We start from the raw sequence: 1,071 nt of genomic DNA on the forward strand, positions 1-1,071 counted from the left end.
AACGCCGTCCTCCAACAACACGCAACCAGTGAAATTCTGGAACTGTGGGATCGCTTCACCACAACAACGACGTTTCCGTACAGCACGCTAGGCGAATACACAGCCATCCTGACAGGAGCATGGCTCACGTACGACCAGCTCTTCCAGGCCGCCAGCGACACGAAGATCGCCATACCAAGCCCGAACACCGTCTTCCGCTACATTGACCAGCACCCGGGCAACCCCACCAACACACCCCAATCAACCACCGTCAACATCCACGCAACAACCAGCATCACCAATCTCATCCACGCCTACAGCAACGCATCAGACGCTGCCACAAGACGGTCCATCCTTCAAAACGCCCTAGGCCGAATTCCACTCAAACATCTGACCTCCCTGGCCAACACTGGCCCCACCATCGCCGATCAAGTCGACGCCGTCATTCTCCAAGCACTCGACCCCAGCTCACTCAACAGCGGCAGCCCGACCCTCGTCGCCCAAACACGAGCCAACCCCCATTCCAATTTGGCGGAGCATTTCGACCCAACAACGCGATACACCTGGATCTCCGCAATACTGGCCAACACCAACCCCACAACCCACACAACGACATCAACACTCACCGACCTTGCCGCATGCCTCACAGTCACGGCTTGACCACCCTCCGGGACCGGTGACTGGTCAGGTGCTCGTCGGCGGGTCGGCTTGACCTGGGCCGTTCGGGTTGGATCATGGTTGGGTGTCCGGAACGCCGTCCATCGTGGAGCTGCTTGAGCGGCTTGCCCGGTTGGAGGCCCGGGTTCTTGAGTTGGAGCGGGACAACGCCGGGTTGCGGGCGGAGAACGCGGTGTTGCGGGCGGAGAACGCGGTGTTGCGGGCGGAGAACGCGGATCTGCGGGCTCGGCTGGGGCAGGACTCGTCGAACTCGTCGCGGCCGCCGTCGTCGGATGGGCTGGCCAAGCCGGCGCCGAAGTCGTTGCGGGCGCGTTCGGGTCGGAACTTGTCAAGGCTGGTGGGACCAGTGGGTGTTTACGCCGCTTGGGGTAGCGGTTGATCGAGAGCGGGTTCGGGTGGGTTGATCCAGACGGT

Annotated in this window: 1 protein-coding gene and 1 pseudogene; both read left to right on the forward strand. The window is 61.8% G+C overall.

The window, feature by feature from the left end:
• Positions 1-639: hypothetical protein (locus AB0G14_RS35880; RefSeq protein ID WP_357705283.1), on the forward strand; the 639-nt coding region annotated here is incomplete at its 5' end.
• A gap of 172 nt (positions 640-811) precedes the next feature.
• Positions 812-952, forward strand: a pseudogene (locus AB0G14_RS35885) (DUF6444 domain-containing protein); the annotation flags it as partial.
• Positions 953-1,071: the final 119 nt, after the last annotated feature.

This window comes from Micromonospora sp. NPDC023814 (assembly GCF_040639595.1).
In the GTDB taxonomy this organism is placed as follows: Bacteria; Actinomycetota; Actinomycetes; order Mycobacteriales; family Micromonosporaceae; genus Micromonospora.